21 protein-coding genes and 2 pseudogenes are annotated in these 23341 nt (G+C 40.5%); 18 read left to right on the top strand and 5 right to left on the bottom strand.

The features are described from left to right. Positions 1-23: 23 nt before the first annotated feature. From K4I03_RS01985 to K4I03_RS01930, 12 genes are all read left to right on the top strand, one after another. Positions 24-653 carry a hypothetical protein gene (locus K4I03_RS01985; RefSeq protein ID WP_227963535.1) on the top strand — a complete coding sequence of 210 codons (630 nt, stop codon included), beginning with the start codon at positions 24-26 and terminating at the stop codon, positions 651-653. A 331-nt stretch (positions 654-984) separates the two neighbouring features. Continuing rightward, the gene (gene pnuC, locus K4I03_RS01980; RefSeq protein WP_227963534.1) at positions 985-1776 is read left to right on the top strand and encodes a nicotinamide riboside transporter PnuC; all 792 of its coding nucleotides are present in this window, start codon (positions 985-987) and stop codon (positions 1774-1776) included. A gap of 104 nt (positions 1777-1880) precedes the next feature. Continuing rightward, positions 1881-2525, top strand: a complete 645-nt coding sequence (locus K4I03_RS01975) for a hypothetical protein (RefSeq protein ID WP_227963533.1) — start codon at positions 1881-1883, stop codon at positions 2523-2525. Positions 2526-2692: 167 nt separating this feature from the next. Further along, positions 2693-3187, top strand: a complete 495-nt coding sequence (locus K4I03_RS01970; RefSeq protein ID WP_227963532.1) for a YkgJ family cysteine cluster protein — start codon at positions 2693-2695, stop codon at positions 3185-3187. Between the two features lie 195 nt (positions 3188-3382). Continuing rightward, positions 3383-4216 carry an AraC family transcriptional regulator gene (locus K4I03_RS01965; RefSeq protein WP_125435039.1) on the top strand — a complete coding sequence of 278 codons (834 nt, stop codon included), beginning with the start codon at positions 3383-3385 and terminating at the stop codon, positions 4214-4216. 53 nt (positions 4217-4269) lie between these two features. Next, a complete protein-coding gene (locus tag K4I03_RS01960; protein WP_125435041.1) occupies positions 4270-5196 on the top strand; it encodes an ATP-binding cassette domain-containing protein in 927 nt (308 codons plus the stop codon). A 192-nt stretch (positions 5197-5388) separates the two neighbouring features. After that, entirely contained in the window at positions 5389-6078 is a 690-nt protein-coding gene (locus K4I03_RS01955) for a YjjG family noncanonical pyrimidine nucleotidase (RefSeq protein ID WP_321573150.1), read from the top strand. Positions 6079-6256: 178 nt separating this feature from the next. Then, positions 6257-6529 carry a 30S ribosomal protein S16 gene (rpsP, locus tag K4I03_RS01950; protein WP_002895310.1) on the top strand — a complete coding sequence of 91 codons (273 nt, stop codon included), beginning with the start codon at positions 6257-6259 and terminating at the stop codon, positions 6527-6529. A 19-nt stretch (positions 6530-6548) separates the two neighbouring features. Beyond that, a complete protein-coding gene (gene kphA / locus K4I03_RS01945) occupies positions 6549-6788 on the top strand; it encodes an RNA-binding protein KphA (RefSeq protein WP_002895313.1) in 240 nt (79 codons plus the stop codon). Positions 6789-7585: 797 nt separating this feature from the next. Continuing rightward, positions 7586-8134 (top strand): putative immunity protein, encoded by a 549-nt coding sequence (locus tag K4I03_RS01940; RefSeq protein ID WP_227963530.1) that lies wholly within the window; start codon positions 7586-7588, stop codon positions 8132-8134. Between the two features lie 15 nt (positions 8135-8149). Further along, positions 8150-8941 (top strand): alpha/beta fold hydrolase, encoded by a 792-nt coding sequence (locus tag K4I03_RS01935; RefSeq protein WP_227963529.1) that lies wholly within the window; start codon positions 8150-8152, stop codon positions 8939-8941. Positions 8942-9104: 163 nt separating this feature from the next. Continuing rightward, entirely contained in the window at positions 9105-9890 is a 786-nt protein-coding gene (locus K4I03_RS01930) for an alpha/beta fold hydrolase (protein ID WP_227963528.1), read from the top strand. Between the two features lie 108 nt (positions 9891-9998). On the opposite strand, the gene K4I03_RS01925 is transcribed toward K4I03_RS01930, so the two are convergent. Then, positions 9999-10457 carry a hypothetical protein gene (locus tag K4I03_RS01925; RefSeq protein WP_227963527.1) on the bottom strand — a complete coding sequence of 153 codons (459 nt, stop codon included), beginning with the start codon at positions 10455-10457 and terminating at the stop codon, positions 9999-10001. A gap of 198 nt (positions 10458-10655) precedes the next feature. Here K4I03_RS01925 and rimM point away from each other — a divergent pair, with 198 nt between their 5' ends. From rimM to K4I03_RS01910, 3 genes and pseudogenes are all read left to right on the top strand, one after another. After that, on the top strand, positions 10656-11174 hold the full coding sequence (rimM, locus tag K4I03_RS01920; RefSeq protein WP_002895323.1) for a ribosome maturation factor RimM: 519 nt from the start codon (positions 10656-10658) through the stop codon (positions 11172-11174). Then, on the top strand, positions 11164-11886 hold the full coding sequence (gene trmD / locus K4I03_RS01915; protein ID WP_227963526.1) for a tRNA (guanosine(37)-N1)-methyltransferase TrmD: 723 nt from the start codon (positions 11164-11166) through the stop codon (positions 11884-11886). Before rimM ends, trmD begins: the two co-directional genes overlap by 11 nt. Before the next feature lie 190 nt (positions 11887-12076). Then, positions 12077-14660, top strand: a pseudogene (locus tag K4I03_RS01910) (CAP domain-containing protein). Here the strand turns inward: K4I03_RS01910 and K4I03_RS01905 are convergent. From K4I03_RS01905 to K4I03_RS01890, 4 genes and pseudogenes are all read right to left on the bottom strand, one after another. Continuing rightward, a pseudogene (locus K4I03_RS01905) lies at positions 14620-15788 on the bottom strand (ISL3 family transposase). The pseudogenes K4I03_RS01910 and K4I03_RS01905 overlap by 41 nt on opposite strands. A 244-nt stretch (positions 15789-16032) precedes the next feature. Then, on the bottom strand, positions 16033-16869 hold the full coding sequence (locus tag K4I03_RS01900; RefSeq protein ID WP_002895328.1) for a sugar ABC transporter permease: 837 nt from the start codon (positions 16867-16869) through the stop codon (positions 16033-16035). Continuing rightward, positions 16869-18227, bottom strand: a complete 1359-nt coding sequence (locus K4I03_RS01895) for a carbohydrate ABC transporter permease (protein ID WP_002915026.1) — start codon at positions 18225-18227, stop codon at positions 16869-16871. The genes K4I03_RS01900 and K4I03_RS01895 overlap by 1 nt, the downstream gene beginning before the upstream one ends. An 81-nt stretch (positions 18228-18308) precedes the next feature. Continuing rightward, complete coding sequence (locus tag K4I03_RS01890; protein ID WP_227963525.1) at positions 18309-19565, bottom strand: extracellular solute-binding protein; 1257 nt, start codon at positions 19563-19565, stop codon at positions 18309-18311. Between the two features lie 364 nt (positions 19566-19929). Between K4I03_RS01890 and uvrC the strand changes: the two genes are divergently transcribed. The 3 genes from uvrC to K4I03_RS01875 all read left to right on the top strand — a co-directional run bounded on the left by uvrC (position 19930) and on the right by K4I03_RS01875 (position 23323). Further along, on the top strand, positions 19930-21759 hold the full coding sequence (gene uvrC, locus K4I03_RS01885; RefSeq protein WP_227963524.1) for an excinuclease ABC subunit UvrC: 1830 nt from the start codon (positions 19930-19932) through the stop codon (positions 21757-21759). A 153-nt stretch (positions 21760-21912) separates the two neighbouring features. Further along, the gene (locus tag K4I03_RS01880) at positions 21913-22458 is read left to right on the top strand and encodes a hypothetical protein (RefSeq protein WP_072074056.1); all 546 of its coding nucleotides are present in this window, start codon (positions 21913-21915) and stop codon (positions 22456-22458) included. Between the two features lie 259 nt (positions 22459-22717). Then, positions 22718-23323 (top strand): nitroreductase family protein, encoded by a 606-nt coding sequence (locus tag K4I03_RS01875; RefSeq protein ID WP_227963523.1) that lies wholly within the window; start codon positions 22718-22720, stop codon positions 23321-23323. Positions 23324-23341 lie beyond the last annotated feature (18 nt).

Raw genomic sequence — 23341 nt, 5'->3', positions numbered from 1 at the left:
ATATATCCCAAAAGGAGAAAATCATGAAACGATCGTATCTGCTTGGAGCAGTTCTGGTATTAACTTCACTTACTCTTGCATCGTGTGCCAATTCTGGACAAAAGCCTGATCAATCTAGTTCTTCGACTAGTTTCAGTGCACAAGTGAAAAAGAATTCGTCAAATTCTTCTTCTAAAAGAAGCAAGAACAAAACCAATCAAGAAACAAAACGTGTTGGTTCTCGAGAGTTTGGTTATATCGATATCCCAAGTAAATGGATTAAATTTTTTGATGCAGAAGTTGAAGGACTTATCCAATATACCGACGGTTCTGCTTATAATATCGTTACCATGAATGCTGTTTCTAAGGCAGAAGCTGAAGTAGCAGATGGTGAGATTTTCAATGCAGAAACAATTGCTCAACATGTAGCCTATAATTGGAGTCAAAAAGATAATATTGAAAAGATGTGGGGCTCTAAAAGTACTGTCTCAGGAATAGAAGCCTTTCAAATAAATATCATTCTGAAATCGAGACAACTTGCTAATACATTGGTTTTCCAAAAAGATGACAAAGTCTATATACTATCCTTTGAAGGCGACGAAGAAACTCTTGATGATTTCATTACAAACATGAAAGATACTTGGAGTCTTGATAGCAAGGGAGCAGTCAGCTAATAATAGTTTAAAAAAACAAGAGGCCTATTTATTAAGTCTCTTGTTTTTTAGTGTAGAAGCTAATTGTGCTTCACAAAAACATAGTGACAAATCAGAAAAACGTTCGAGTACTACCAAATCTAAGTAAAAAGACTTACAAAAATTTGTAGGTCTTTTCTTGAAATCCGAACGTTAGAAAATCTTTTTTTGATTTTACTTGACATTTTCTGAAATAGGAATATGATAAAATGTGAACACTGCATAAGACAAATCTTGTGTGTGTTCGAAAATAATAGAGCGTTGCATCCGTAAGTCAATTTGACACGGCTCTTAAAAAACAAAAGGAGAAAGAATGAATACTTATATCCAAAAGAAAATCGCAAACATGAAGCTGACGCTTTCTGAAATGTCTGGTGGCTATAAACGCATGGTGACTAGTATAAAGAAGCTCGGCTTTTCTGGTACCTTGAAGCTTATCTGGGACGATTTGTTTGCTCATCGCAGTCTAGGTCAGTGGTTTTATCTCTTGATTCTAGGGAGTTTTCCGCTCTGGCTGGAGCTGATATATGAACATCGCATCGTGGATTGGACGGGGATGATTTGCAGTCTGACTGGGATTATCTGTGTGATCTTTGTTTCTGAAGGACGGGCTAGCAATTACCTCTTTGGTTTGATTAATTCTGTGATTTACTTGATTTTGGCTTTGCAGAAAGGCTTCTATGGCGAGGTCCTGACGACTCTTTACTTTACCATCATGCAGCCAATTGGACTCTTGGTGTGGATTTATCAAGGTCAGTTTAAGAAAGAAAAGCAAGAGTTTGTTGCTCGTAAGCTAGATGCCAAAGGATGGACAAAATATCTATCACTCAGTGTGCTTTGGTGGTTGGTCTTTGGTTTGATTTATCAGTCTGTGGGGGCTAATCGTCCTTATCGTGATTCAATCACAGATGCGACAAATGGAGTAGGGCAAATCTTGATGACGGCTGTTTATCGCGAACAGTGGATTTTCTGGGCAGCGACCAATATTTTTTCTATTTACCTCTGGTGGGGTGAAAGTCTTCAGATTCAAGGGAAATATTTGATCTATTTAATCAACAGCTTGGTCGGATGGTACCAGTGGAATAAGGCTGCTAAAAAAGCATAGTCCTATAAACGGAAAAGAAATCGGATGCGACAATGTCTCTCTTTCCTTTCGTCCAAAAAATATGGTAAACTAGTATTAGTAAAATTTATTAGATTTAGGAAGGAATGACCATGAAAAAGAAGTACTTTCTGCTCTCTCTGACAATCTTAGCCGGCCTCTCCCTGTCCTCTTGTAGCCTCGTCAAGAGCTATAGCAGTCGGAAACCATCTGATTCTTCCAGTCGGGTTTCCCTGAGAGATGACAGTGATACAAGCATTAGCAGCAGTAGAGACAAAAAAACGTCAAAGACTACTGGTACACAGCGGGTTGGCTCTGATGATTATGGCTATATTAGTATTCCTGATAATTGGATTAAGTTTACAGATGTAGATGGTGGCGATAGCGTCCAGTATACGGATGGAAGTGGCTATAACATTGTCACGATGAACGCTTATACAAAAGAAAAAGCCAATATCGGAGAAGGCGAAGAATTCAACGCTGAAACCATTGCCCAACGGATTGCCTACCACTGGAAGGATAATAAGGAAGTCGATGATTTTTGGGGAGCAAAGAGTACCGTAGCTGGAAATGAAGCCTTTCAGATTAATGTTGTTTTAAAATCCACTCAAAACCTAACGGTTTGGGTCTTCAAACAAGGCGATAAGGTCTATATGATGTCCTTTGAAGGCGATGAAGACACTCTGTATGAGTTTATCCCCTATATCGAAGAAACTTGGAGCGTCAGCAAGGACGGTGGAAAAAGCATTTAGCGATAGCATTTGATGATAACTCTCTAAGTTTATAAAAAGCAAATCTGGGACTCGTTCTCAGATTTTTTTGTGAGGTGGAATATGTCATATTTTGGAGTTTTGATGACATTTAAGAGCGCCCATTTTATGATATAATAAAAATAATTTGAATACAGAAAGAAAAATATATGACTCAAGAAATTGACCTTGAAAAGTACCATCAGCTAGCCCTGCAGAAGCAGAAAGAGCATCGAAAATTTTTAGCCAGTCTCAAGAAAAAGCCACCAAAAAACCTCGATAAGATTGCCCATCAGATCCATGATGAGGTCTTTGAGGAGATTGACTGTACAGCCTGCGCCAATTGCTGTAAAACTCTGGGGCCAGACTTTAAGGAAGCTGACATTGTCCGTATTGCCAAGTATTTCAAGATGAAGCTGCCAGCTTTTGAAGAGGAATTTCTGCAGGTGGACGAAGACGGCGACAAGGTCTTCAAGGCTATGCCTTGTCCTTTTTTAGGTGGAGATAATCTCTGCTCGATCTACGATGTCCGTCCTAAGGCTTGCCGCGAGTTCCCTCATACAGACCGCAAGAAGATTCATCAGATTAATCATCTGACAATTAAAAATACCCTGACCTGCCCAGCGGCTTATCTTTTTGTGGAGAAGCTGCGGGATAGGTTGTAGAATCCCCCTCTAAATCTTGTACAAAAATTCTAGGGCAGAGTTTCTTATATCTGTTAGACTATAGTTAGAATTGAACACGGCCTAAAGCTATGTGAAAAAGATAAAATTTTCTCGGAGCAGGAGCCCCTCCGCCAATTTTCCTATTTCCACTTTGCTTTTAACGGCCTTAGTATTTTTTGTGAGGTGAAAAAGAATATGATGCATCAATTCAATCGAACCATGGAATATCTGGAAAGTAAGTTGGACGAAGAAATGGATTTGCAGAAATTCCAGCAGCTGTCAGGCTATTCATATGCTCTCTTTAGCAGGCTCTTTTCCATCCTGGCGGATATGACTTTAGCAGAATACTTGCGCAATCGTAGGCTGTCAGAAGCTGTGACGGACTTGCGGGAAAGCTCTGAGAAAGTCATTGATATAGCACTGAAATACGGCTATGAGTCTTCGGATGCCTTCAGCGCAGCCTTCAAGAAATTCCATGGTGCGACCCCCTCAGAAGTTCGAAATGGAAAACCTTATAGGGTCTTTCCTAGACTTCAATTATCCTTAAAGATTACAGGAGGAAAGAACATGGATATCAAGATTCAAAAGAAACCTGCTTTTACCGTGGCAGGTGTCCTATTGGAAGCTATTGACAATAGCCAGTGCCCGTCTGCATGGGAGCAGCTCTATGCAAATCACAGCTTTGAAAGCCTAGAAAGTCTGGGCAGTGGCCAATCCTTTGGTGTCTGCTCGGATGTCAAAGAAGGCGAAATCATCAACTATATGGCTACCTATGATGTGAAGAATAAAGCGAAAGCAGAAGAACTAGGTCTGTCAATCAAAGAAATCTCAGAAGCAGAATATGCCATCGTACCAGTCAAAGGCGCTATTCCAGCAAGCATCCACCATGCTTGGAAATATGTCTTGGAAGTCTTTTTCCCAGAAACTGGCTATCGCCACTCAGGAGCACCAGATTTTGAAGTTTACTCCGAGGGTGACATGTCCTCGCCAGACTATCAAATGGAACTCTGGATTCCTGTTGTGAAATAAAATGGTGATTGCAAGTCATTTTTTAGGTGTCGATTACAGAGGAGGATGATGCTATGCAGATATATTTTGGGGACGTTTCTCTTTGTTATACATATTCACTTGCGATGGCGTTGCATTCGTATGGTTATGATGTTCGCCCTGAGTTTTTGGAAGCCATTATGGTGATGGGAAATGGTTCTAGTATTATAAAGGAAGATGAAAAACACCCCTTAGTCTTCTTTGATAATGGGATGCCAGATAGTTCTATCAGCCATTCTTTAAACATTCTGGGTTTTACATATGATGAATACTATATAAAGGATTCAAATGCGGTGGATCTTCTCTCTATCAGAGAGATTTTCAGTAAGTTCTTGCTCAGCGGGCCAGTTGTTCTTGGCCCTTTGGACATGGGTTATCTCACTTATAATCCCAATCACATTCATTTGTATGGGGTGGACCATTTTGTTTCAGTTTATGATCTAGATGATGAGTTCATCTATTTCCATGATCCAGCAGGTTTTGCTTGTATGAGAATGACTTTCTCAGAATTTTCGAAAGCCTGGGAAGCTAAAAATATCGACTATAAAAGAGGTTCTTTCTCCATGTGGGGAAACTTTAAAAAAATCAAATCTCCAACTTCCAAAGAGATTTATCAGAAAACATCTATGCTGATGAAGCAACGATATGAGCACGGCGAGGAGAATGTGATAACAAGATATGCTAAGTCGGTAGCGGACAATGGTTTGAATGAAGAACAAAAACATCTTCATCAATACTTTAGTTTCAAATTAGCTTCTATCAGAAATCTATACATGAGTAACTTCTTAAAAGACCACGATACGGTCAGATCTGAACTAAAAGAAAATTTAGCAAAGTTGTTCGGCCAAGCTCATCTATTTTGTATCAAGGAGGATTATCAGAAACTGTCAGAAGTCTTGTATGATATTGCAGCGCTAGATAATAAGTTTAGAGATTTGTGTATTCACTATAAAGAAGAGTAGAAGAAGTGAGAAAAACGAAGATGCTGTTTGGTAATGCAGCAGGATTGAAAGAAGGGATAGCAGACTATCAAATGGAACTCTGGATACCTGTGGTGAAATAGATTAGAAATCAGCCGTTTATTTTTGAGCGGCTGATATTTTTGTAGCTTGTGGTATAATGAAGCTACTACAGTTATAGAAAGGATTTATACCTTGTCATACAAATTTCTACTATTCGACCTTGATCATACGTTGCTGGATTTTGATACGGCAGAAGATATTGCTTTGACTCAGTTTTTGGAGGAGCAGGGCGTAGCGGAGATTCAGGCCTACAAAGACTATTATATTCCCATGAACAAGGGGCTTTGGCAGGATCTGGAGCGGGGGAAAATCACCAAGCCGGAGCTTGTCAACACTCGCTTTTCTCGTCTTTTTGCCCATTTTGGCATTGAGAAGGATGGCGCCGAGTTGGCCCTTCTCTATCAGCAGTATATTGCTCAGCAAGGACAAACATATGCTGGTGCTAGCGAGCTTTTGGACAGTCTGACAGAAGCTGATTATGAGATTTACGGAGCGACCAATGGCATCACGGCTATTCAGACCGGCCGCATGGCCCATTCCGATATTTCTCCTTATTTTAATCACATTTTCATCTCAGAAAAGATGGGGACTCAGAAGCCCGAAGCTTTGTTTTATGAAAAAATAGCAGAGCAAATACCAGATTTTGACCTGTCTCAGACTTTGATGATTGGAGACTCTTTGACAGCTGATATTGCTGGCGCTAATAATGCTGGATTGGACTCTATCTGGTACAATCCCAAGCAGCTAGAAAATCAAAGTCCTTTTCAACCGACCTATACCGCCTATTCTTATGACGACATTATCAGACTCTTGGTTCCATAAGGAGATTGTAAATGAAAAACTATTGTTCTTTTAAACAAGAAAGACTAATCTAAAAAAATTTTTTAACTCTGTCAAGAAAAAAACTTGACAGCTATTTTTAATCTGCTATAATAGAACATGTGCTTAATAGCTCTGCTATTTCACCAAAAGAAAAAAATAAAGAAAAGAGACCTTAATAATGGCAGTAAAAATCCGTTTGACTCGTATGGGTTCTAAGAAAAAACCTTTCTACCGTATCAATGTTGCAGACTCACGTTCACCTCGTGACGGTCGTTTCATCGAAACAGTTGGTACTTACAACCCACTTGTAGCTGAAAACCAAGTGACTTTGAAGGAAGACCGTATCCTTGAGTGGTTGGGTAATGGTGCACAACCTTCTGATACTGTACGCAACATCCTTTCAAAAGAAGGCGTATTGAAGAAATTCCACGATTCAAAATACTCTAAATAATAGAAGCGTAGGTTGACATATGGACACGATTGAAAATCTAATTATTGCGATAGTGAAACCTTTGATTTCACAGCCAGATGCCTTAACTATCAAGATTGAGGATACACCTGAATTTTTAGAATATCACTTGGATCTTGATCAGAGTGATGTTGGACGTGTAATCGGTCGTAAAGGTCGTACTATCTCCGCTATAAGGACGATTGTTTACTCTGTCCCAACTGAATACAAAAAAGTTCGCATCGTTATTGATGAGAAGTAAGAAGAACGGGACCGGTGTGTCCCGTTTTTTCGTGAAGAGCGGAAGATATTTTCTTGCTATTTTATGGTTTTAAAAATTTATGAAATATTGGAATACTAATAAATATAAAAACAAAATTAATACTGTTGAATTTTATAAACATTTATATGAGGCTCATGATGTCAATGACTACATCAAGTTATTGAAATTATCTGGGGTTTTTACAAGTGGAAATTCTAGTGATGGTACTAAACTTATAGCTAAATATATTTTAATGAAGAAATTTTTTATATTGAATGAACAGATTGTAAATAAATTTCTATATGAGGTCTCAATCTTGAATCAACTTTATGAGATGATTCAGATTGAAAAAAATATAATTCAAAACAAGATGAAGTATATATTATTGATGAGATTGATTTTTCTAATTTTATGAATAGGAGAACACCTCAGATTCATGTTAGTGAAAAAGGAAATATATACTCTGTAGATATATTTCCTCAATTATATTCTGGTGAGGCAACTGTTGAACAATTATTAAATCTTTTACAATCAAATCATAAAAGAGAATTGATTACGCAAAGAATAAAATATAGAAATATACAGTGTAACATAGGTGATAAAAAGATCTCATTAAGTTTTAAGATATTAGAAGATATCAATGATACTATTTTGTAGTTTCGATAAAATTATCTAATTATGTCAAATGTGGAAGGATTTTTGAAAAACCTCCAAGAAAACTAGGAATATTCTCTTTTCAGTAATAAAGGAGTTTTTCACCTAGTTTAGGCTAGCTAGTAATAGAGAAAGAGAAAGCAATGAAACCAGAAGATTATGCATGGAATGAGTTTGAACGAACTGCTTATAAGACTAAAATGAATCACCTACCCAGTACTTACAAAGTTGCCATTTGGGATGACTCTGAGAAAAGATTGAAACTGGAGCAAATCTTGGTAGAGCTTCCTCAGCAGCAACTTGCCCAATGGGCAATGGAACATGCCACTCGCTTTATAGCTCTGATAGATATTGGTGACGATCTAAAAAAACAGCAAATCTTGACTCAAGTTCAGGAAGTGTTTGAGGCGCGACTTGTGGGAAATGTTTCTGCCTATGAGCTGAGGAAGGCTGGTTTCTTGGCTCAGAAGCTATCTCAGCAAGCCAAATCACCAGTCAGCAAGTATGCCGCTCGTGTCTTTGCCCAAGCGGTTGCAACAGCCCATATGCGAGGTCATGCCATTGTCTCGGCGGATTATGCTGTCAAAGTTCTAAATCTGCAGAGTCCAGATGATATGCAAGCAGTTGTCAGGGAAAGAAAGCAACAGATAGAACTGGCCAAAGAATCGCAGAAAAGTATAAATGAAATCTAGAGTGGAGGCGATAGGATGGATTATATCGAAAGAACTGATGGCAAGGTATTTTATCGGATGGACGGACGAGGTCACAAAGAAACGCTCGTGCTCCTGCATGGTTTGAGTGCTGACTCGGGCATGTTTCAGCCTCAGATAGATTTTTTTAAGGATCGCTATCAGGTTATTACGCCTGATTTACGAGGAAATGGGCAATCAAGCCAGCTGACTTGTCAGGCGGATCAGGTTCTAAATATACAGGCAGCAGATGTGCTGGCGATTTTGGAAAAAGAAGGCGTCGGCCAAGTCATAATTGGAGGGACTTCCTATGGCGGTATCTTAACCATGCACCTCATGACTCAAAATCCGCAAATCTTTAAGGGAGCTTTCTTGTGCGATACTTTTTGTGCGCCGGATTTGTCGCCAATGATGAACTCTCTGGCTCAACTTACGGCTCCTTTAGTGAAATACTCATGGTTTATGAAGCTATCAACCTTGCCGATTTATAAACGATGGCCTTTAGCTCGCTCCTATTTTGTTGATTTATTCGACCGGATGCGACCTGAGGAGTCTGTTTTGCAGCGCAGGGCAATTGAAGCTATTGATTATCGTGCTGCCTTGGATAAGTGCAAGATTCCTACACTTTTGCTGGCGGGGGATTTTTCAGGAAAATTAGTCCAAATGATGAAAACAACTAAGGAACATCTTAGTCATGTTCAAAATGTTGTCATTGCTGATTCGTTTGATCCGTCGAATCTATGCCAACCAGCCAAGTTTAATGCTCTGGTAGAGGAATTTGCTAAACAGGTTTTCGAAGAGAATGCCTAACACCTTCTAAGGCAATACTAGCAACTGCCTCTTGTGACACGGTCCTTGGTTGAATATGAAAAATTTCTGGTATTGGGGTGTCCTTATTCCACTAGTAAAATAGCTATCTCTCAGATAGTAGTGTGTGCCCAGATAATATTGTTAAGAATTGATTGGAAACATTATGAAAGAAAAAATAATCAAAACGAAAGTAGGACAGCTATTTGTATCCTATCAACCTGCGGAAAAGATTGCTGTATTTTTAAGCGGTGCAGGGAGTCTGCCGACCTATGAAAATTTTTTGCCAGTTATTCGGAAGTTACCTAAAAATTGGGGCTATTTAACAATAGATTACCCTAATGCTGGCCAAAGCCCACTGGAAAATCAAGAAAATTTTGTTTTGGATGATTTGGTTCAATCTATTATAGAGGTTTTATCGCATTTTAAAGTCATTCAGTATGCTATTTGCGCACACAGTATTAGCGGCCTTATAGCTGTTAAAATTGCTGAGTCAGAGCCGCTTTGTCAGGGACTGATCTTGATTGAGCCGACCACTTATTCTGTTCTATACGGAGAATTAGCGCAGAATCCTTATCCCGAATTTTTATCCTTACAGGAGAAAGTTCAGACGCTCGGTGGAGGATATGAATATCTGAAAAAAATAGGACAAGAGAGTTTTTCAGCAGCTAATTTTAAAATCTTATGGGAGAAGGCAGAAAGGGGGTTAGATAGATTAAAATCTGTACAAGAAGGATTTCAATATTACTGCAGTATCGCAGAAAGCGATTTTCAGAACTTAGATATCTTTTTTCAATTCCCGATTTTTATCCTTAGTCAGGCCTATCGAGAACAAGAATATAAAGATTCCGAATTTGCGTCACAAAATACTCAGATTATTTTAGGAGGAAGCCATCATTATTTACATTGGAGTGAGTCAGAAAAGATAGCTGAGCTTCTTTTAGAAATGTGATGAAAAGTTGTATGCAAACTTTAATTAGTATATCGAAAGCGGGAGTAAATATACATGCAAAATAGCTGAGATTTTAATCTCAGCTATTTAGTACGTATTTATGAGAGTCTACCCTAGAATATCAGCAATAGCATCTCGAATTTCCTGAACGGTTGCGGATTTGCTATGGTCACTGGTATCAAACTCAATGTATTTGCCATCAGCATCAACAGTTCCACCGACAGGACCTTCGGATCCATCGACTAATGTTCCAATGGCAGGGGGTTGGCTTGTATCTGCATAGTCTATCTCAATAACGATGATGCGTGTATTGGACTCCAAATCATCTATCATTGGAAGAGACGATGCAGAGGTCATGTTCTGACTAGCATAGTATTCTAGGAAAGCCTTGATGGTTGGGTTATCAATTTGAGCAATTTTTTCGTCAAGGGCTGAGACATTTCTAGTTTCTTTCGTTTCATTTTCCATTGCTTGGCCTTTTTTGACCTGTGTCAAAGCAGTTAAACTGGCGGCTGTGGTAGCTAGAATAGCAGTAGAGAGAAGGAGTTTGCTTAATTTTTTTCCCATAGGTATCACCAACTTCTTTCTGGTTTTGTGTAAACACACCTAGGTGTCTATAGGGTTGAGGCTCTATATGTATAATTATACGCTAAACAGTAACTTTAATCAAATAAATATAGGCAAGAGAATTCCCCCTTATCTCCCTTGTACATTCCCCTATATCATGATAAAATACTAGGCAGAGTATAATATGTTGGAGTCGAGATGAATTATTTTAATGTTGGAAAAATCGTCAATACGCAAGGTTTGCAAGGTGAGATGCGGGTTTTGTCAGTGACGGATTTTGCAGAAGAGCGTTTTAAAAAAGGTAATACCCTTGCCCTGTTTGACAAGAAGGATCAGTTTGTCATGGATGTGGAGATTGCCAGCCATCGCAAGGTTAAGAACTTTGATATTATCAAGTTTAAGGGGATGTACCACATCAATGACATTGAGAAATTTCGTGATTTTACTCTGAAGGTCCGAGAGGAAGATTTGACGGACTTGGAAGATGGTGAATTTTACTACCATGAAATCATCGGACTTGAAGTCTATGAAAATGACATTCTTCTTGGTACAATTAAGGAAATTCTGCAGCCAGGAGCTAATGATGTCTGGGTGGTCAAACGTAAAGGCAAGCGCGACTTGCTGCTGCCTTATATTCCGCCAGTAGTGCTGGGGATTGACATTGAGCAAGGTCGGGTTGATGTAGAGATACCGGAAGGGCTGGACGATGAAAATTGATATTTTGACTCTCTTTCCGGAGATGTTTGCACCCTTGGAGCACTCTATCGTCGGTAAAGCGCGGGAAAAAGGCCTCTTAGAAATTAACTACCACAATTTCCGAGAAAAGGCTGAAAAATCTCGGCATGTAGACGACGAGCCATACGGCGGAGGTCAGGGTATGCTGCTACGGGCTCAACCTATTTTTGATGCCTATGATGCCATTGAAAAGCAGCAGCCGCGCGTGATTTTGCTGGATCCTGCTGGTCGGACTTTTGACCAAGCCTATGCTGAGGAACTGTCTAAGGAAGAGGAACTCATTTTCATTTGTGGCCATTACGAAGGCTATGATGAGCGGATTAAGACTTTAGTGACAGATGAGATCTCGCTTGGGGACTATGTCCTTACTGGAGGAGAATTGGCGGCTATGACCATGATTGATGCTACCGTTCGCCTGATTCCAGAGGTTATTGGCAAGGAAGCCAGTCATACTGATGATAGTTTTTCATCTGGACTCTTGGAATATCCTCAGTACACTCGCCCCTATGATTATCGCGGCATGGTCGTTCCTGAAGTCCTCATGAGTGGCCATCATGAAAATATCCGTAAGTGGCGTCTCTATGAAAGTCTGAAAAAGACCTACCTAAGACGTCCTGACTTGCTGGAACACTATGAAATGACGGCCGAAGAAGAAGCAATGTTAGAAGAAATTCGACAAGCTCAATCGAACTGACAAGCAAAATTAACTCTTAGAAAGAATCTAGGAGTTTTTGCTTTATTTTATACAGAAATGCTCATTTTTGTTGGAAAAACCAGCTTGTTTTTCTAATAAAACATTTTTGTAACTAAAATGTAATAAAAAAACTATTAAAAGGATACGTTTGCTACTAGTTAATACTAGCGTTTTGTGATAGTATATTACTATGCGGGCTGCTATACCCAGGTTAATTATAGCATGTGAGATTATAAAAGGAGAAAGAGATTATGGAAAAGAAAATTAGTAAGTCTGTTGTAGCAACTGGTATTGCAGCTACAACTATTATTTCTGGTGGACTGACCCATCAAGTGCACGCGGATGAGTTGGTTGAATCAGCTGTAACAGCTCCAAAAGCGACTGAAGTAACTGAAAAACCGGTGACTGCAGCAGATGTGGCTGTAGCGCAAGAAAATGCTGAAGCTGCTAAAGCTAAACTTGATGAACAAAGATCAACAGTAGATACTGCTAAAACAGAAGCTGAAGATGCAGAAACTAATGTAAAAGAAGCGGAAGCTGCTGTCGAAGCTGCTAAGGAAAACCAAGCAGCAGCAACAGAAGAAAATATTGCCAAAGCAGAAGCGGAAGCAAAAACAGCAGAGCAAGAGGTTGGCGCAAAAGACACTGCTGTTCGAGAAGCAGCGGCTAAAGCTGCCAAGGCAGACCAAGCTGTTAAAGATCAAGCAAATACTATTAAGGCAAGCCAATCTCTGGTAGACGTTGCCGAGACTGAATTGAAACAAGCTAAAACACCACTTAACTCAGAGGAGCAAGCAGTAGCAACTGCTAAGAGCCAGCAAAGTCAAGCACAGACCGCTTTAGACAATGCAAAGACTGAGTTGACAAAGGCAGAGCAAGCAGCGTCTTCTGCTCCACAAGTGCAGGCTGAAATCCAGAATAAAATCAATCAGGCAAAGGCATCTTTAAGCCAAACTAATCAAGCTATCAGCTCTCTTGAAGGACAAATTCCTGCTGCTGAGAAAGCAGTAGCAACAGCTCCTGTTGACCTTCGCAATACGACTTATTCTCAATTTTTAGAAAATGTTCGTAACAATGCGGCCAATCAAGAAATTCGTGATGCTGCTAACAATGCACTTGCTGTTTACCAACGTGGACAGAATGAATTTGGTATCTCAGTTAATTCTGATCCAACCAGTCCAGCTAGTCTAGAAAATAACCTGCAAGCTTTAGAGTTGGTGAAGGCGATTAATGCTTACCGTCGTAATGCCGGCTTACAAGAGTTGTTGGTTGATCCGTATGCGAATGTGGCTAGCCAGATTCAGACTATCTACTTTGAGCGCAATAACTGGCATATGGGCAAGCTTATTGGTAACGAAAATGTAGCGATTAGTTTTGACCCACAAGGAGCTGTCAATTTCTGGCACAGTGAAAAAGAACTCTATCAACGGATTGCAGCGCAGTATGGACTGCCTACTGATGAAACTCAGATTGATGCTAATGCTATCTACATGAGAGTTGGAGCAAATGTTTTTGCTCAGATTGGCCACTATGTTCAGATGATGGACAATAAAGCGAATGCTATCTCGGCTGCTTATGATAAGCATCCAAACCAATGGGGCACACCTCATGGTACATCCGAGGTTGGTTTCCATCACATTAGCAACTTTGACCAACGTGTTAATAACGGCACTCTATTGACTGTTGCTGCTATGGAGCAGTTGTTGCGTGCTGGTGGCGGTCGTTCTGTAGGTTCTAACGCAAATGTTACAGCACTTAAGAATCAATTAGCTGAACTCAAGGCTCAAAAAGTTGGTCAGGAATCAGCTATCAATATCCTCAATGCTCAATTAGCTGATACTCAAAAGGCAGCGGCAGCTCAGATTGCAGCAGTTGAAGCAGCTCGTCAGAAGGTAGCGACTGCTGAAAATAATTTAGCTTTAACCAAGCAGAATGTTGCTCTCAAGCAAGAAGCTCTTAACAGAGCAACAGCTAAGATTGCAGCAAGCTTGGCTCCTTACCAAACTAACTTGAGCAATGCTCAGGCAGTTTTAGTGGCAGCTAAGGATAAGTTGGCAGAACTTCAGTCAGCTCAAGAAGCTGCGAAAGCTAATTTGACAACTGCTCAAGAGGACTTGCTGTCTGCTCAAAAAACATTAGCAGCAGCTAAAAAGAAAGTTATTGACCTTCAAAATGCTCCTCAGTTACTTGCAGAAGCAGAGCGAGAGTTGGCAGAAGCGCAGCTTGATTATGAAGCTAAACAAGCAATCTTAAATCAAGAGACTGCAACTTTAGCTGTCCTTGAGGAATCCTACAACAGTCTTCAAGCGAATTATGAAACCCTCTTGAATATCTTGAATCAAGCAGCTATCCTGTATGGAAATGCTCTGAATAGTAACTATCGCTCAGGTGAAGATAAACAGCCTCTAACTGCTGTAAAAGCCGGAGCTGCTGGTCCAGGTGCAGAGGATGAATCTAAGAAAGATTCAGATGCTAAGACTGCAGAAGTTCATGCGAACACTCGTGAAGTCAAAGGAGCAACTACAGGTGCTGTTCAAGCGGCAGGTGAAGGATTAATTGCTGATTTTGTTGTAAATCCTGCTGCTCAGCTTGCTAGCGTGGCTACGACTGCTGATAAAGCTCCAACGGTACCTGCTATTCTGCCAAATACTGGTTCAGAAGCAGAACGCCTTGCAATTTTTGGTATGGCACTTGGTGCAGGGCTCTTTGTCAACTGTAGTGGGTTGACTAAATCTAACATCGAGAGAGGACAAGATTTGTCTTCTCTTTTTTGATGTTGAGGGCAATGAAAATGCGGGTTCTGAAGTTGTCAAAGTTTCGAAAGCCAAAAGCATTGCGCTTGATGACTTTGATGAGGTTGTTGGTGGCTTCGAGTTTGGCGTTGGAGTAAGGCAGCTCTAGGGCGTTGACAATCTTATCCCTGTCCTTGATAAAGGTCCGAAAGACCGTCTGAAAAAGAGGAAGAGCAGAAGGGAGCGCCTCTTGTATCAAGCCAAAGAATTCATCGGGCTGTTTCTCCTGGAAGTGAAAAAGCAGGAGCTGATAGAGCTCATAGTGGTGCTTGAGTTCTTCCGAGTAGCTGAGCAGCTTTTGGACAATTTCCCGATTGGTCAGATGCATGCGAAAAGTTGGCCGATAAAAGCGTTTGTCACTGAGTTTGCGGCTGTCCTGCAGAATGAGCTGCCAATAGCGCTTAACAGTCCGATATTCAAGAGATTTCCGCTCGAATTGATTCATGATTTGAATGCGCAGCCGGTTCATAGCCCGGCTGAGGTGCTGCACAATATGGAAACGGTCCAGGACGATTCGGGCATTAGGAAAGAGTTTCTTGGCAATGTCGTAATAAGGGCTGAACATGTCCATAGTGATGATTTGAACTCTTTCCCTGATCTTTCTGTGATAGCGAAGAAAGTGATTTCGGATAGTGGCCTGAGATCGGCCGTCCAAGATAGCCAGGAGATTGCCAGACTCAAAATCCTGAGCGACAAAGCTCATTTTTCCTTTCTTAAAGCTGAATTCATCCCAGCTCATAAGGGCAGGCAGGAAGTTTAAATCGGTCTTGAACTGAAACTCTTTGAGTTTTCGGATAACGGTAGAAGTGGAGACAGAGAGCTGCTCTGCAATAGCTGTCATGGACAGTTTCTCAATCAGTTTCTGAGCGATTTTTTGATTGAGAATGACCGGAATCTGATGATTTTTCTTGACCAGGTCTGTCTCAGCAACCCTGAGGCTTTTTGGAAGTCGTATTTAGCCATTTTGCCAGCACAAGCGGGACATTGAGGAGGCTGGTAATCCAATTTGGCCAGCAGTTCTTTGTGAGTTCCTTGGTCCAGACAATCAATCAAAGTGATGTTAAGGTCTTTAAGATTGAGCAAGTTTGTGATAAAATGAAGTTGTTCCATATGAACCTTTCTAATGATGGTTTGGTCGCTTTTCATTATAAGTCATATGGGACTTTTTGTATACAATCAAAAAGCTCTATAATCCCTGCAGTGGATTTACCCACTACAGAAATTATAGAGCCTTTTTTTATCCAAGCTAATGAGTAATCTCATATAAAATGGACAGAGAAGCTAAGTTCTGAATTTTCTAAGATAAAAACTTCCGATTTAAATTGTCGGAAGTTTTTGATATACATATTAGATTCTATTTGACCGCTCCGCCTGTTACACCTTCTACGTAGTATTTCTGCATGAAGATGAAGAGAAGAGTGATTGGGATAGCGATGATAATTGCTCCAGATGTGAAAGGCAAGAACCATTTATTGATGGCGTCCTTATTAAGCATTTGGAAAAGTCCCAAAGCCACTGTATATTTTTCCTTGACATCGCCTAGAATCACAGAGGCAAAGATGAAGTCAACCCAAGGTCCCATGAAAGCCATAAGCGCTGTATAAACGATAATCGGTTTTGACAGCGGTAATGTAATAGTCCGGAAGATTTGGAAGCGAGTTGCTCCGTCAATCATAGCGGATTCGTCCAAGGAATATGGGATTGTATCAAAGAAACCTTTAGCAATATAGAAGCCTAGAGCCGCTCCAGCTGAATAAACCAGAATCAGTGATGTAAGGGTTTGTGTCAAATTGAGTGCTTTCAAGATGTAGTAAACCGCAATCATAGACATGAAGCCTGGGAACATGTTAAGTACCAGAGCCAGCTTGAGGAAACGATTTTTATGCTTGAATTTGATACGGCTGAGTGAGTAAGCCATACCCACAGTAATCAAAGTAGACAGGATACAGGTCGCTGTTGCAACAATCAGGGTATTCATAAACCACTGAACAAAAGGATATGTGTTGTTATTAAACAGTCTGATATAGTTGTCAAGAGTATAAGTCTTAGGGAAGAAGTAAGGGACTGCATTAGAGCCTTCACCACGGAAGCTGGTCAGAAAAATCCAGATAATCGGCGTTAGCCAGATAAACGCTAGAACAGCCAGTAAGACATAAATCCCTAATAAACTGAGTTTTTTTCTATTTTTCATTATTTAGCAGTTCCTTCCTTGAATGATGCGGATCTAGTATAGGCTAAGAGACTGAAGGCTGCAGAGATTGCAAAGATCAGGATACCGATAACAGATGCCAGATTGTAGTCCTTGGCTGAAACGGTCAGTTTATAGAGCCAGGTAACCAAGAGGTCAGTTGAGCCTGCCTGATAGTAGGAAGAGTTAGTAGGTCCACCGCCTGTCAGGAAGTAGATAACGTTGAAGTTGTTGATGTTTCCGATAAACTGCTGGATGAGTGATGGCGCCATAATCAAGAGAATTTGAGGGAAAGTAATGCTCTTGAAGATTTGAAGCTTGCTAGCTCCATCAATCTCAGCAGCCTCGATTTGCTCGCTAGGGAGGTTCATGATAATTCCAGTCGCTACCAGCATGGTAAATGGAATACCAATCCACATATTGACAAGGATGATTGAGAACTTAGCCCAAACAGGGTCACTCAAGAATGGAATTGGATGCTGAATGAGATGGAGGCTTTGCAATAATCCGTTCAAAGGTCCATTGTCATTCAGGAAATTACGCATCAAGAGCAGGGATACGAATTGTGGCACAGCAATAGTGATAACGAAGAGTGTGCGCCAAACTTTCTTGTACTTGAGGCCTTTTGTATTGAGCAAGAGAGCTAAAACGATTCCGAAGAAGAAAGTAGTAGCTGTCGCAGCAACCGCCCAAATCAAGGTCCAGCCTAAAAGTGGGAAGAAGGTGCTAGCCATACGACCTGAGAAGACATCACCGAAGCTGGAGAAGCCAACCCAGTCAAAGAGTGACTTAGGAGCTGGATGCTTATGGTCAAAGTTAGTAAAGGCCAAGCAGATCATGTAGATCAGAGGTAGGATGGTAAAAAGCAGTACTCCGATAAGAGGAATGCTCATTAAGCCCATGTGAAAGCGGCCGTCAGCCAACGTCTTAAAGTCCTCAACGAAGTTAGGAATCTTCTGACCAGACTGCTTGAGGGCCATCAAGTGACGAGCACTTTTCAGATTACACCAGTAGATGTAGGCGAAGACTGCACAGAAGATGAGAGAAGCAAGTCCAAAAATCAGCATCAGCATAGAGTTGTCACCGGCTACTTGAACTGTGATTTCCAAGCCGTTAACTTTTTTGATAGCCTCTCCCTGCTCTTGAGTCCCCAATGTAATCATGCCGCCAATAGCTGGTATGATTTGGACTGCAAAAGCAATCAGGAAAGCAATTTCTGAGAAGAGGAAGAGCAGCCCCTTGATAAATTGTTTGTTTACAAGGTTGCTCAGTCCCATTACCAGAAAAGAGAGTTTGACATCCCATGTTCCCTCTTTAAAGATCTGAACCATGGATGCATTGTCATAGGATGACTGAGTCATAGTATTCTCCTTATATTTACAAAGAAAGAAGTGAGGAGGCTGCCCTCCTCACTTCAATGCTTATTTTTATTCGTTTGAGTATTATTTAGCTGCTGCTAAATCTTTATCAAACTGTTGTAATTTTGCGAGGTATTGATCTTCACCAAATTTACCGTTGTAAGCATCGCTGAGGATTGCAGCACTTTCAGTCCAGAAGACAGACATTTGGCTAAGTTTAGGCATAACTGTTGTGTAGGTATCAGAAGAACCCATTGTAATAACAGCTTGTGCCAAGGCATCTTTCTTCACATCTTCAGACTCTTGTACTTCTTTGTTAGCAGGGATGATGTGACGTCCTTCAAACTTGAATTGGTTTTCTTGGCTTTCTTTGCTAGTAAGTGCTTGAGCCAGTTTGTAGCTTGCTGCGATACGTTCTCCGTCACCGTTTGAAGGTGTTTGGTTAACTGCGTAAAGTTTTACACCAAGGAAGGCTTTTTGTTGAACGTCTTGTCCACCGATGTTAACAGTTGGGTAAACAGAGATACCAAGGTTGTCTTTACCGACAGCTTTTTCAGCAGCTGCGTAGTCCCATGGACCTGATTGGAAAGCGTCAACTGAACCATCTTCAAATTTAGCAAGAAGGTTAGAAGCATCTACGTTTACAAAACCGCTGTTATTCTTTTGAGCTGCGATGAACTTCAGAACGTTCACACCGGCTTCGTTACCCCAGTTTGTTCCGTCTACTTGCTCACCATCTTTACCAAAGAGAGTGTCGCCAACAGAAAGGAAGAGTGGAGCAGTGATGTATCCATTAGCCTCTTTCAAGTTTCCACCAAATTTAGCTTTAGAAGTGATGGTTTCATAAGACTTAACATCATCAGCGGAAAGCTTTGATTTGTTATAGTAGGTTACTTGTGATTCGATACCGTATGGGAAAGCATAAGTTTTGCCTTTGTATTGAGCACCAATTGCTGCTTGTTCAGTATCGTTTTTCTTGACTTCTTCTGCCATTTTAGAAGGAACTTCTTGAATAGCTCCAGCTTCAACTAATTTACCAAGTTGGTCGTGTGGCAGAGAGAAAACATCAGCAGCAGTACTAGCATCTTTTGTCAGATTTTCCTGAGCGTTTGGATCTTCCATTTCGACTACATCAACCTTGTAGCCTGATTCTTTCTCGAACTTGCTAACTGTATCAGAGTAAGAATCTTTAGAACCAGTTGGTACCCAAAGTTTCAAGGTCTTGCTATCGGCTTTAGAAGAAGAGCTCTCCTTGCTGCTATTCGAGCTACAAGCTGCTAACAGCGTTCCTGCAGCCAGCAAGCTGACACTGCCCAATACTACTTTTTTCCATGTTTTCATTCCTATTTCCTCCCGGAATTTTTATTTACAATTCTATTATGCAACCGTTTGCAATTTTTGTCAAGTCTTTTTTGAAAAATTTTTTAAAAATATATTAATTTTTCTAAAATTTTTCTATTTTATTTCTGTTTATTTAATCAAAGCCTATTAAAATGGCTGTGCAATCGCTTGCTTGATTTTTACTTAGAAAACGCTTTATTATGAAGAGAATCATGTTTCTTTTGAAATAGATTTTTGGTACTTGAAAGAAGATTTAAAAACAGGTTATAGATCATCATTACCTATGGAAGGAATCAAACTTATGATTTTCTAATAATCTAGTGTCTACCTGTTGAATGCTTCCCTTTTCTGCTATAATAGACCTATGAACAAGCTAATCCAATCAAAGCTGGAACTGCTGCCGACCAGTCCCGGCTGTTACATTCACAAAGACAAAAATGGTACCATTATCTATGTCGGCAAAGCTAAGAATCTTCGCAATCGGGTCCGTTCTTATTTCCGTGGCAGTCATGATACCAAGACGGAGGCTCTGGTTTCTGAGATTGAGGATTTTGAGTTTATTGTCACCGAGTCCAATATTGAGGCTTTGCTTCTGGAAATCAATCTAATCAAGGAAAACCAGCCCAAGTACAATATCATGCTCAAGGACGATAAGTCCTATCCTTTTATTAAGATTACCAATGAGACCTATCCGCGCCTGATTATCACGCGCCAAGTCAAAAAGGACGGCGGACTTTATTTTGGTCCTTACCCCGATGTTGGTGCGGCCAATGAAATCAAGCGTCTCTTAGATCGGCTCTTTCCTTTTCGTAAGTGTACCAATCCGCCTGAAAAGGTCTGCTTTTACTACCATCTGGGACAGTGCAAGGCCCACACTATTTGTCAGGTAGACAGCCAGTATTTCAAAGAGCTGGCTCAGGAGGTCGCGGCTTTTCTCAAAGGACAAGATGACCAGATTATTGAGGATTTACGGGGGAAAATGGCTGGCGCTGCGCAAGCTATGGAGTTTGAAAAAGCAGCTGAGTACCGCGACTTGATTCAGTCCATTGGCACGCTGCGAACCAAGCAGCGGGTTATGGCTAAGGATTTACAGAATCGGGATGTCTTTGGTTACTATGTAGATAAGGGCTGGATGTGCGTACAGGTTTTCTTTGTCCGCCAGGGCAAGCTAATTGAGCGTGATGTCAATCTTTTTCCTTATTACAATGATCCTGATGAGGATTTTTTGACCTATATCGGCCAGTTCTATCAGGAAAAATCCCACCTCAAGCCCAATGAAATTTTGATTCCGGCAGATATTGACGAAGAAGCTGTCCGAGCCATGGTGGATACCAAGGTGCTTAAGCCCCAGCGAGGCGAGAAGAAGCAGTTGGTCAATCTGGCTATCAAAAATGCCCGAGTCAGTCTCCAGCAGAAATTTGACCTTTTGGAGAAATCTATTGAAAAGACCCAAGGTGCTATTGAGAATCTAGGGCAGCTTCTTAACATTCCAACGCCAGTTCGCATTGAGTCTTTTGATAACTCCAACATCATGGGGACCAGTCCAGTATCAGCTATGGTGGTCTTTGTCAATGGCAAGCCCAGCAAGAAAGACTATCGCAAGTATAAGATCAAAACAGTGGTTGGACCAGATGACTATGCCAGTATGCGAGAGGTCATCAAACGTCGCTATAGTCGGGTGATTCGGGATGGACTGACTCCGCCTGATCTGATTGTCATTGACGGTGGACAGGGCCAGGTCAATATTGCTAAAGAAGTTATCCAAAATCAGTTGGGATTAGATATTCCCATCGCTGGACTGCAAAAAAATGACAAGCACCAGACTCATGAATTGCTCTTTGGTGACCCTCTGCAGGTTGTAGAATTATCCCGTAATTCGCAGGAATTTTTCCTACTCCAGCGTATCCAAGATGAGGTCCACCGCTTTGCTATTACCTTCCACCGCCAGCTCCGGTCTAAGAATTCTTTCTCATCACAACTAGATGGCATTGAAGGCTTGGGACCAAAACGCAAGCAAAATCTTATGAAACACTTCAAATCTCTAACCAAGATTAGAGAAGCCAGTGTTGACCAAATCGTCGAAGTCGGCGTACCACGAGCAGTGGCAGAAGCAGTGCGGGAGAAGTTGAATCCAGTAGACCAGCAGAAAACATCCTTGTCAGAAGTAGCAGAGCCACAGGTGGATTTAGAATAGACAAATCTCATATGAGGACTGTGTATGCAGGATTTCTTTAATAATTAGGAAAAAATTAACAGAAATGGATGGACTATTACAATGCCTATAATGTTTGACAATAAAATAATTTTGTATTATAATATGTCTATTCTTTATTAATAGGAGACAGTAATGAGAAAAATTATTACAGCTAGTGTAGCGCTTTTATCGGTTATAACTTTAGCAGCATGTTCTGGAAAAACAACATCAGATTCTTCTGAAAAAGCTTCAAGTTCTGTAGAAAAAACATCTACTTCAAAGAGTAAATCAAGTAGCTCTGAAACTTCATCAAAAACAGCTAGTTCAGATGTAGAAATCCCAGAAATTGTTCTTTTGACAGATGAAGAAATCGACAATGCTAAAACAATTGGTGACATGAAAGCTCTCTTTAGTAAGTTGATTGATAATTATAAAAAGTACATTGATGAAATTGGGAACAAAGTACCTGAGGCTGGGAAAGAAGCATACAATCAACAAGTAGAACCAGCTATTCAATCTATGGAAACTTCAAGAGAAACTTTTAATGAAACGCTCTCAAGTGCTGGTTCAGATGATACAGAAATTCCAGAACAAAATCGTGCTCTATTTGCTCAGCAATTGAAAACAGGACGTGATGCTATGAAGAAGGCTATTGAAGGGGCTTATAAAGCTCTTGGTCAGCTTAAATCTGGACAATAATATTAACAAAGCAGGTAAGAACCACCTGCTTTTTTTGTAGCAAAATGTAAAATAGATGGAAATTTAAGTGACTTAAAAGATAAGATTGAATCAAAAAATTTTTAAATAAAATATTGTTTATACTCAATTATAAATAAAAATAGGCATAATTTAAGCATTTCTAATAATGATTTAGTGAAATTTATGAAAGGAAAAAAACTGCAAACTCTTACAAAATATGATAAAATGAAGCTAGTATATTTAGAAAAGGATGCGACTTATGAAATTTCTAGAACTCAATAAAAAGCGTCATGCGACCAAGCATTTTAATGACAAACCTGTGGATCCAAAGGATGTTCGCACAGCCATTGAAATTGCAACTTTGGCACCCAGTGCTCACAATAGTCAGCCGTGGAAGTTTGTAGTAGTACGGGAGCGTAATCAGGCTCTAACTGAGACAGCTTTCGGTGGAAATGTGGACCAGATTAAGGAAGCACCAGTGACCATTGCCCTCTTTACGGATACAGATTTGACCAAGCGGGCTCGTAAGATTGCGCGTGTGGCTGGAGTTAAGAATTTCTCTGACGAACAGCTCCAATTCTACATGCAGAATCTGCCTGCTGAGTTTGCTCGCTATAGTGAGCAGCAAAAGAGCGATTATTTATCTCTCAATGCTGGTCTGGTGGCCATGAATCTTGTTTTGGCTCTGACTGACCAAGGTATCGGTTCTAACATCATCTTAGGTTTCGACAAATCTAAGGTTAATGAGGTTTTGGAAATTGATGAGCGTTTTCGTCCGGAACTCTTGATTACGGTTGGTTATACTGATGAAAAACTAGAACCAAGTTATCGTTTGCCAGTTGATGAAATCATCGAGAAACGTTGATATAGTTATGTTTACGAT

Origin of the sequence: Streptococcus sanguinis, from assembly GCF_020729725.1 — a bacterium.
Classification (GTDB): domain Bacteria; phylum Bacillota; class Bacilli; order Lactobacillales; family Streptococcaceae; genus Streptococcus; species Streptococcus sanguinis_V.
This window is presented reverse-complemented; position numbering and strand designations above follow the sequence as displayed.

What these genes read in the sequence shown, in the direction of transcription:
- K4I03_RS01985 (WP_227963535.1), top strand. Translation starts at nt 24, where the DNA reads ATGAAACGATCGTATCTGCTTGGAGCAGTTCTGGTATTAACTTCACTT.
- pnuC (WP_227963534.1), top strand. Translation starts at nt 985, where the DNA reads ATGAATACTTATATCCAAAAGAAAATCGCAAACATGAAGCTGACGCTT.
- K4I03_RS01975 (WP_227963533.1), top strand. Translation starts at nt 1,881, where the DNA reads ATGACCATGAAAAAGAAGTACTTTCTGCTCTCTCTGACAATCTTAGCC.
- K4I03_RS01970 (WP_227963532.1), top strand. Translation starts at nt 2,693, where the DNA reads ATGACTCAAGAAATTGACCTTGAAAAGTACCATCAGCTAGCCCTGCAG.
- K4I03_RS01965 (WP_125435039.1), top strand. Translation starts at nt 3,383, where the DNA reads ATGATGCATCAATTCAATCGAACCATGGAATATCTGGAAAGTAAGTTG.
- K4I03_RS01960 (WP_125435041.1), top strand. Translation starts at nt 4,270, where the DNA reads ATGCAGATATATTTTGGGGACGTTTCTCTTTGTTATACATATTCACTT.
- rpsP (WP_002895310.1), top strand. Translation starts at nt 6,257, where the DNA reads ATGGCAGTAAAAATCCGTTTGACTCGTATGGGTTCTAAGAAAAAACCT.
- kphA (WP_002895313.1), top strand. Translation starts at nt 6,549, where the DNA reads ATGGACACGATTGAAAATCTAATTATTGCGATAGTGAAACCTTTGATT.
- K4I03_RS01940 (WP_227963530.1), top strand. Translation starts at nt 7,586, where the DNA reads ATGAAACCAGAAGATTATGCATGGAATGAGTTTGAACGAACTGCTTAT.
- K4I03_RS01935 (WP_227963529.1), top strand. Translation starts at nt 8,150, where the DNA reads ATGGATTATATCGAAAGAACTGATGGCAAGGTATTTTATCGGATGGAC.
- K4I03_RS01930 (WP_227963528.1), top strand. Translation starts at nt 9,105, where the DNA reads ATGAAAGAAAAAATAATCAAAACGAAAGTAGGACAGCTATTTGTATCC.
- K4I03_RS01925 (WP_227963527.1), bottom strand. Translation starts at nt 10,457, where the DNA reads ATGGGAAAAAAATTAAGCAAACTCCTTCTCTCTACTGCTATTCTAGCT.
- rimM (WP_002895323.1), top strand. Translation starts at nt 10,656, where the DNA reads ATGAATTATTTTAATGTTGGAAAAATCGTCAATACGCAAGGTTTGCAA.
- trmD (WP_227963526.1), top strand. Translation starts at nt 11,164, where the DNA reads ATGAAAATTGATATTTTGACTCTCTTTCCGGAGATGTTTGCACCCTTG.
- K4I03_RS01900 (WP_002895328.1), bottom strand. Translation starts at nt 16,869, where the DNA reads ATGAAAAATAGAAAAAAACTCAGTTTATTAGGGATTTATGTCTTACTG.
- K4I03_RS01895 (WP_002915026.1), bottom strand. Translation starts at nt 18,227, where the DNA reads ATGACTCAGTCATCCTATGACAATGCATCCATGGTTCAGATCTTTAAA.
- K4I03_RS01890 (WP_227963525.1), bottom strand. Translation starts at nt 19,565, where the DNA reads ATGAAAACATGGAAAAAAGTAGTATTGGGCAGTGTCAGCTTGCTGGCT.
- uvrC (WP_227963524.1), top strand. Translation starts at nt 19,930, where the DNA reads ATGAACAAGCTAATCCAATCAAAGCTGGAACTGCTGCCGACCAGTCCC.
- K4I03_RS01880 (WP_072074056.1), top strand. Translation starts at nt 21,913, where the DNA reads ATGAGAAAAATTATTACAGCTAGTGTAGCGCTTTTATCGGTTATAACT.
- K4I03_RS01875 (WP_227963523.1), top strand. Translation starts at nt 22,718, where the DNA reads ATGAAATTTCTAGAACTCAATAAAAAGCGTCATGCGACCAAGCATTTT.